The organism is Mesorhizobium sp. M7A.F.Ca.CA.001.04.2.1, from assembly GCF_003998485.1.
GTDB lineage: Bacteria > Pseudomonadota > Alphaproteobacteria > Rhizobiales > Rhizobiaceae > Mesorhizobium > Mesorhizobium ciceri.
Window position 1 is genome coordinate 1 of the sequence record NZ_RZQT01000204.1, and the last position, 7,784, is coordinate 7,784.

General features: G+C 61.8%; 4 protein-coding genes and 1 pseudogene. 4 read left to right on the forward strand and 1 reads right to left on the reverse strand.

Translation table 11 applies throughout. The annotated features are described in order from the left end of the window. The 4 genes and pseudogenes from EN955_RS35190 to EN955_RS32740 form a co-directional block, all read left to right on the forward strand. Window positions 1–865, forward strand: a pseudogene (locus EN955_RS35190) (hypothetical protein); the annotation flags it as partial. Between the two features lie 189 nt (window positions 866–1,054). Continuing rightward, window positions 1,055–3,355 carry a peptidase domain-containing ABC transporter gene (locus tag EN955_RS32730; protein ID WP_024505428.1) on the forward strand — a complete coding sequence of 767 codons (2,301 nt, stop codon included), beginning with the start codon at window positions 1,055–1,057 and terminating at the stop codon, window positions 3,353–3,355. A gap of 20 nt (window positions 3,356–3,375) precedes the next feature. Then, window positions 3,376–4,779, forward strand: coding sequence for an HlyD family type I secretion periplasmic adaptor subunit (locus EN955_RS32735; protein WP_024505427.1), 1,404 nt, complete (start codon window positions 3,376–3,378; stop codon window positions 4,777–4,779). Between the two features lie 46 nt (window positions 4,780–4,825). Beyond that, window positions 4,826–6,544, forward strand: a complete 1,719-nt coding sequence (locus tag EN955_RS32740) for a tetratricopeptide repeat protein (RefSeq protein ID WP_032899694.1) — start codon at window positions 4,826–4,828, stop codon at window positions 6,542–6,544. Window positions 6,545–6,912: 368 nt separating this feature from the next. Here EN955_RS32740 and EN955_RS32745 read toward each other — a convergent pair whose 3' ends face one another. After that, window positions 6,913–7,614, reverse strand: coding sequence for a Crp/Fnr family transcriptional regulator (locus EN955_RS32745; RefSeq protein WP_024505426.1), 702 nt, complete (start codon window positions 7,612–7,614; stop codon window positions 6,913–6,915). Window positions 7,615–7,784 lie beyond the last annotated feature (170 nt).

Sequence of the window (7,784 nt, forward strand, 5' to 3'; positions counted from 1 at the left end):
TTCGACCGGATCGACCGGAGCAACCGGCTCGACCGGCGCCACAGGAGCAACCGGTGATACCGGAGCAACTGGCTCGACCGGATCGACAGGTTCGACCGGCTCTACTGGGGCAACAGGTTCGACCGGAGCAACCGGCTCGACCGGCGCCACAGGAGCAACCGGTGATACTGGAGCAACAGGCTCTACTGGTTCGACCGGCTCTACTGGGGCAACAGGTTCGACCGGATCGACCGGAGCAACCGGCTCGACCGGCGCCACAGGTGCAACCGGTGATACCGGAGCAACTGGCTCGACCGGATCGACAGGTTCGACCGGCTCTACAGGTTCGACCGGTTCGACTGGAGCAACAGGCTCTACAGGTTCGACTGGCTCAACCGGAGCCACCGGTTCGACAGGTCCGACAGGTGCGACTGGCTCGGGCGGCGGGACCGGTGACCGCGACCATGGCAACAACGGTGGCGGCAACGATCCTGATGGAAGCGACAGCAGCAACCCAGGCAAGGGGCATGGCAATGACGGGTCCGACAACGATGGTTCGCCAGGTAACGGCAACCACGCCAAGGTCTCGGCCGATACGATCGGACTCAAGGACTCCAAGCAGTTCTTGCAATCGGGCCCGGCCACCAGCAGCGACACCGATAGCCAAGCCTCGTTCCGGCAGCTCGTTGGCCTGGCTGGGGGTTCGGTGACGAGCGATCTCTTGAACGTTCTCAATACGATCAAGGGCCTTAGTCCGAACCAGAACAAGACATCCGGTGCAACGTCCGACTTGACTTCTGACAAGGGCAAGCAAGGCGCCGGATACACTAACACCGACGACACGCTGAAGAAGGCAATGAAGGATATTCTGAAACCTAATGACTGAGTCCAGGTTGAAGAAAGAACGCGCGGCCCTTGCGGGAACGCAAGTGCCGCGCGTTCACCATTTCCAGGCGGGCAAAGGGCCCGTGCGGCTGGCCTATTTGGAATATAGTGGGTTTTGTCAGCAGTCCCGGCTGGGACGGCTTGCCCGGAGCATCCTTGAACCCTCGCTTGTGGGCCGGAGGGGAAGTGCATGGTGAGCATACCTCTGAACGCCGATGCACGGCCAACCTCGATCCGCGTGGACGCGGAGGCGACTGGCAAGGTTGGCAGCCAGAGCGAGGCGGGGAGGGCACCCGGCGGACCCGCCGAGTTCGACCGGATTGCCCCGCGCCTCAAGGCGGTGCTACGCGTCGCCCGCTATCATGGCGTCGAACTCGACCCGAACGAGTTCAGGGTGGCGAGCGCAAGCCCGGTTCCAAACGCGACCGATCTCTCGCAATGGGCCCAGAACGGCGGCATGTGGTCGCGTGCGCTTCGCATCCGCTGGTCGCATCTTCTGCGCTTCGAGCACACGGGACCGGTCGTCCTGCTGTTCAATGACGGTGGCGCAGGTCTCCTCACCGGGGCCAGTCCAGAGCGGAATGTCGTCTTCCTCAAAAGTGCGGACGCGCCCGAGGATGCCGAAGCCATCGCCATCGACGAGTTGCGGCTGTCGCAGGTGTGGGCGGGTGAGGCCGTGCTGTTGCGTCCAGCGCGATCCTATATCGCGGCCGATGCGCCTTTCACCCTCGGTTGGTTGATCGACCTGGTACGGTTCGAAAGCCGTTCTATGCGTGACATCGGTATCGCCTCGTTCACGCTCAGCCTCCTTACCGTTCTGCCGCCTCTCATGGTCATGACGCTGGTCAACAAGGTGCTGCAGTTCAACAGCGTTTCAACCCTCGTGCTCCTGTCGGCCACAATTGCCGTCCTGTTCGTTTACGAGACGCTCCTCGGTCACGCCCGACGGCTGATCATCAACGTCGTCGGCGCCCGCCTGGATACCAAACTGAACTTGCATGTTTTCAGCAGGCTCCTGCGTCTGCCACTTGATTATTTCGAGCGTCATCCGGCCGGCGAGACGATGTACCATCTCGCGCAGATCTATCGCATCCGCGAATTCCTGACCGGAAAACTCCTCAGCACGTTCCTGGATCTGATCACGCTCTGCGTGCTGATCCCGGTGATGTTCTATATCAACGCCACGCTGGGCTGGATGGTGCTTGCCTGCGCGGGCGTGATTATGTTGATCATCTTCGCCTTTCTCGCGCCGTTGCGCCGCCGCTACCAGCAAGTGGTCGATGCCGAGACCTGGAAGGCGGCGGCGCTCGGCGAAACCGTCGTCGGCATCAAGACGGTGAAGGCGCTCGGTCTCGAACCGCAACGCAGGGCGCTTTGGGACGAGCGGGTGGCGGAAGCGGGCAGGGCGCGCCTTGCCTTCGGGCAGCTTGCCAACTGGCCGCAAACGCTTGTCACGCCAATCGAGCGTGCGATGGTCCTCGGCACCATGCTGATCGGAGCTTATCTGGCGATGAGCGACACGTCTGGCTACATGGTCGGCAGCTTGTTCGCATTCATGATGATCGCCCAACGCGTCGCACAGCCTCTCGTCGGTCTTGCTCGACTGGTCGAGGACTTCGAGGAGGTAGGGGCGGCAATCAGCGAGGCAGGATCCGTCCTCAACCGACCCCTGGAAAGCAGTTCGAATTCCACAGGCCTGAGGCCGAAGCTCGTTGGCGAGATCAGTTTCCGTGATCTGACCTTCACCTACATCGGCACCAACACGCCAGCGCTTGACCGGGTCAACTTCGACATTCCAGCAGGGACGATGTTCGGCATCGTCGGGCGCAGCGGTTCAGGGAAATCGACAATTGCGCGGCTTCTGCAGGGGATCAATCGCGATTACAGCGGTTTTCTCAAGCTGGATGGCGTCGACCTCAAGGAAATCAACCTGCGTCACCTTCGCCAGGGGCTCGGCGTGGTCCTCCAGGACAATTTCCTTTTCCGCGGGTCCATTCGAGACAACATCATCGCCGGGCGCCCCGGCCTGACCCTTTCCGACGCCATGCGAGCCGCTCACCTTGCCGGCGCCGAAGAATTCATCGAACGCATGCCCAACGGCTATGACACCTATATTGAGGAAGGTTCGCCCAACCTGTCGGGTGGTCAAAAGCAGCGGCTGGCGATTGCGCGCGCGCTCATCCACGATCCGACCGTCATGATCCTTGACGAGGCGACCAGCGCGCTTGACCCGGAGAGCGAGGCGGTGGTCAGCGCCAATCTCATGCGCATCGCCAGGGGCCGCACGATGATTATTGTTTCGCACCGGCTTTCCTCGCTGACCGAATGCGACCAGATCCTGGTCATGGATCAGGGCCAGGTCCTCGATGTCGCGCCGCATGCGACCCTGCTCGAACGATGTGCGCTCTACCGCCAGCTTTGGATGCAGCAGAACCGGCATCTTGACAATCGCCAAGCTCGTCTGGCCGCTGTGCCGCCGAGACTTGTGTGAGCATCGGCTTCGGGGCGCCCATGAGCAGCATCACCCATTCCAGTCTTCCCGTCCGGCGCCGGACAGAGCCGAGCGATCCGACGATGCCCGTTATCCTGGAATTCCAATGGCCGTCGACGGCCATCGCCAATGCGCCCGTCCCACGGATGGCGCGCGGCATGGTCTGGATCATCTCAAGCATGGTCGTTGCCCTGCTAACGCTCTCAGGGCTCATACCGGTCGATCAGGTCGTCTCCACCAGAGGGCTCGTGGTGTCGCAATCGCCGAATATTCTGGTGCAGCCGCTCGAGACGGCGATCGTCCGCTCGATCGAGGTGCGCGAAGGACAGCGCGTGCGAGCCGGTCAAACGCTTGCTCGCCTCGACGCGACCTTCGCCTCCGCTGACCTTGCTGCGCTGACGACACAGGTCTCGACACTTGAAGCCGAAGTGGCCCGTTTGAAAGCGGAAGCCGACGGAAAGCCCTTCAGCTATGACGGTCTGGACCCGAGTTGGACCCTGCAGGCATCGATCTTCGATCGTCGAAAAGCTGTCTACGACGCCAAGCTGTCGAGTTTTGACCGGCAGAGCGATGAACTCAGTTCCGTGATCTCGCGTTCCCGGTCCGATGCTGACGGCTACCGCCAGCGACTGGCCGTCGCGGCTTCGATCGAACGGATGCGCAAGCAACTGGAAGCAAGACAGGTGGGCAGCCGCCTCAATACGCTTCTGGCCGAGGACAACTGGGCAGAGATGTCCCGGGCGCTCGGCAACGCCGAGCAGACATCGGAAGCTGCCAAGCGACAACAGGCGACGGTGGCCGCCGACCGCGATGGCTACATCCAGAGCTGGCGCGCGGAAGTCTCGCAAGGCCTGTCGGAGGCGGGCTCGCGTATGTCCGATGCCCGTGAGCTTCTCAACAAGGCAAAGCTGCGTAAACAGTTGGTTGAGCTGAAAAGCGATGCAAACGCCATCGTTCAGTCAGTGGCGAAGGTTTCCGTCGGGTCGATCCTGCAATCGGGTGACCGGCTGATGACCCTGGTGCCGGACGACGCGGTGCTTGAAATCGAAACGAACATTGTCGGCCGTAGCAGTGGGTTCGTCCACGTCGGTGACCCCGTGGCCATCAAGTTCGACACCTTTCCATATTCGCAATATGGCCTCGCGCATGGCACTGTGCGCACGGTGAGCCCGGATTCCTTCTCGGCCCGGGAACAGGCGCGCGACCCGAACAGTTCGTTGGCCATGCTGCCCCCGGACGCTGACCTGTTTTACCGCACGCAGATTTCCATCGACGAGGTCGCCCTCCATGGCGTGCCCGCAAGTTTCACGATCGTCCCTGGCATGCCGGTAACCGCTGACGTCAAGGTCGGCCGCCGTACCGTGCTCAAGTATATTCTCGGCGCCATACTCCCCCTAGGCCAAGAAGCGATGAGGGAGCCATAGGCTCGGGCGCCGTGCGCGACAAACGGAGGTATGCGTTCTCGCATCGATGGCAATCCTTGACCGCCTGACTGCTTACGGTCCACCAGCGCTGGTATTGCGCCGGGCGATCCAGCTTTCTGACAGCGGCAAGCCTTTAGAAGCCTTTCCGCTGCTGGCAATTGCGGCACGCGCCGGGATTGTCGAGGCCGAATACCGCGTCGCTCGTTGCTATCTCGAAGGTTTGGGTGTGCCGCCAAGCCGGTCGGAAGGCGCGCGTTGGCTGCGGCGAGCGGCCGATCACGGCAGCCCCGATGCCCAGTCGCTCCTCGCCGCGCTTTACGTGGCTGGACTGGCGGCGCAGGAGCCCGACGGCAATGGCTTGGAATCGCAAAGCTTGTTCGAACGGGATTCCTCGCGGGAGCCGGAATTCGCGGCAGCGTTCGGGCTCGCGAAAAAGGCAGCCGAAGCTGGCTCCGCAACCGGGCAGGCAATTCTCGCCTATATCCTTAGCAGAGGCCCCGAAGCGATGCGGGACCTGGATGCGGCGCATGGCTGGTATGAGAAGTCTGCGGCAGCCGGCTGCCCTGAGGGATGCCTGGGCCTTGCTCTTTCCCTCGCCCGGCGCGGGCAGCCTGCGCAGACGGCCAAAGTTGCCGCCGAGGTTCGACGCGCTGCCGACGCCGGTCTGCCAACCGCAATCTACCTTCTTGGGGTCCTGACTGAGCATGGACGCGGCATGCCAGCTGATCGACCGGCAGCCGCGCGACTGTATCAGCTTGCCGCGGAGAAAGGCTTGCCCTCAGCCCAATTCCGGTTGGGATCGGCGCTCATCGAGGGTGGCCTTGCAGGTCAAGATATCGCCGCCGGCGAGGCGTGGATGCGGCGGGCCGCATTGGCAGGAAATATTGAGGCAGCCTATCGTCTGGGCGATCGGCATGTGAAGAGTTCGCCGCCAGACTATGCGGACGCCGCAACATGGTACCGACGGGCGGCAAATGCCGGCCATCAGGCTGCTGCCCGTGCGTTGGCATCGCTTTATCTTTCCGGAAACGGAGTCGCACGGGACGTCGAAGAGGGAGCGCGCTGGCTGCGTACGTCCGCAAATGCGGGAAATCAGCAAGCGCAGGTCGACTTTGCCAATCTGGTTATCGAAGGAGCAGGCGAGCCTGGCGACCGCGCCAGCATCGCTGGATGGTTCGAGGCGACCGCCTCATCGGGCGATCTGATTGCAGCGTTCAACCTCGGCCTCTGCTTTGCCGAGGGCGTCGGCGTGCGAAAGGACGAGGAGCAAGCTGCCCGATGGGTGAGGCGGGCAGCCGAAGGCGTGGCCGATGCGCAATATGCCTACGCGCGAATGCTTCAGGATGGGCGCGGCGTGGCTGCCGATCTGAAACAAGCCCGTTGCTGGTTTGAGCGGGCGGCCAATGCTGGCATGGTCGACGCGCAGGTGGCGTTTGCCGAAATGCTTCTCAACGGACGTGGCGGCGCCTGTTTGCCTCAGGCTGCCGCGCAGTGGTTCAAGCGGGCAGCCGCAGCCGGGCACGCCGGGGCTATGTTTGCGATCGGTGCCCAGTACGCGAATGGCCAAGGTCTGTCCTTCGACCCGGTCGCAGCGCAGAAATGGTTCGCCGCCGCCGCCGAGCGGGGACATGGCTATGCCCAGCTCATGCTCGGGGGCTATCTCTGCAATGGTCGTGCCGGGGAACACAACCCGGTAGCAGGCCGCCTTTGGCTCGAGCGAGCATTTGCGCAGGGTGTTCAGGAAGCGGCGAATGAACTCTCATAGTTTGCCTCGAAGGCTGGCTCTGCGGGGGCCATAGGTCTGGTGGAAGAGCTACGCTCTGTTTAGGATCCGAGCAGCGAGCACCAATTATCGCTCCTGATTGTGGTCCTCAAATTGGGCCGAGCGGACTCGCCGCTGCAGCGGAACGCCAAGGACGGTGTCGCTTAGGCAACCGCGAAGAGATCGCGCCAAGAAACCGAGATTGAATTGGCCGGCGCCTGGCCAGCGGACGCCAGTCGGGATAGGGAGCGGGCCACACGGAACAGATCCGCCGCCGGAAAGTGGATGCTGCCCGGGAAAGCCCGTCCTCGATCTTGCCCGATGGCCGCTACCGGGGAACAAGATTGCTTGCCATCGCATGCCGGGACGTCTCAACCGTCGACATATTCCTGCTCGAATCCAGCAAACTTAGTCAGGCCCTGCTGATCGAGCACACGAACGTGGCCCTGCCGAAATTCGAGAAACTTGCGCTCGCGCAGTTCCCGCAGCATCCGGTTGACATGAATGGGAGTGAGTCCCAGTGCGTCCGCCAGATCGTACTGGGTGAGAGGGCATTCATAGCTGTTGCGCGTGACAGAGCCGATTCGTTCCAGACGCGTCATCAGTTCGAGGAAGAGATGCGCCGTCCGCGCCAAGGCGCTGCGTCGTCCCACATTGGTGAGATGTTGAGCGACAACCGCTGCATTGTGCACGAGGGTTTCGAGAACAAGGGAGAACAGATGAGGCGACTGCATGGCCGCAACGGCAAATGTCTTGGTCGAAGCCACCAGAACTGAAATTTCGGTTTGAGCCACAAACGTTTCAAGAGCCCTGCCCGAGTAGGACTGAGGTAGGACGATGTCGCCTTTCAGTGCAAAATCTAGAATCTGTCGCTGCCCGCCGGCAAGTTCATGAGAAATGCACCCCCAGCCCGACTCGACAATGAACATGCGATCGCAATCCTCGCCCTGATTGACGATGACCGTCTCCGCCAGATAGCGCTTCGGCGTGAATCCCAGCCTTTTGATCAGCGCCGTATCGTCCTCATACGACAGGCGTTTTTCATTCCCGCGCAAAAATGGATGTGGCGTCATTCAGAAGCAACCCCGCCCAACTACTGCCCGAACTACCTCCCTCGCATACACCGTACATTAAAATTGATGTGAAGAATATGCTCCAATGCACTATCGATGACGTGGCAACGGCAGTTTTGGTTGAAGATAACAAGTTTTTCCCGGTCGGCCGATGGCGACAAGGTTAAGTC

What these genes read in the sequence shown, in the direction of transcription:
- EN955_RS32730 (WP_024505428.1), top strand. Translation starts at nt 1,055, where the DNA reads ATGGTGAGCATACCTCTGAACGCCGATGCACGGCCAACCTCGATCCGC.
- EN955_RS32735 (WP_024505427.1), top strand. Translation starts at nt 3,376, where the DNA reads ATGAGCAGCATCACCCATTCCAGTCTTCCCGTCCGGCGCCGGACAGAG.
- EN955_RS32740 (WP_032899694.1), top strand. Translation starts at nt 4,826, where the DNA reads ATGGCAATCCTTGACCGCCTGACTGCTTACGGTCCACCAGCGCTGGTA.
- EN955_RS32745 (WP_024505426.1), bottom strand. Translation starts at nt 7,614, where the DNA reads ATGACGCCACATCCATTTTTGCGCGGGAATGAAAAACGCCTGTCGTAT.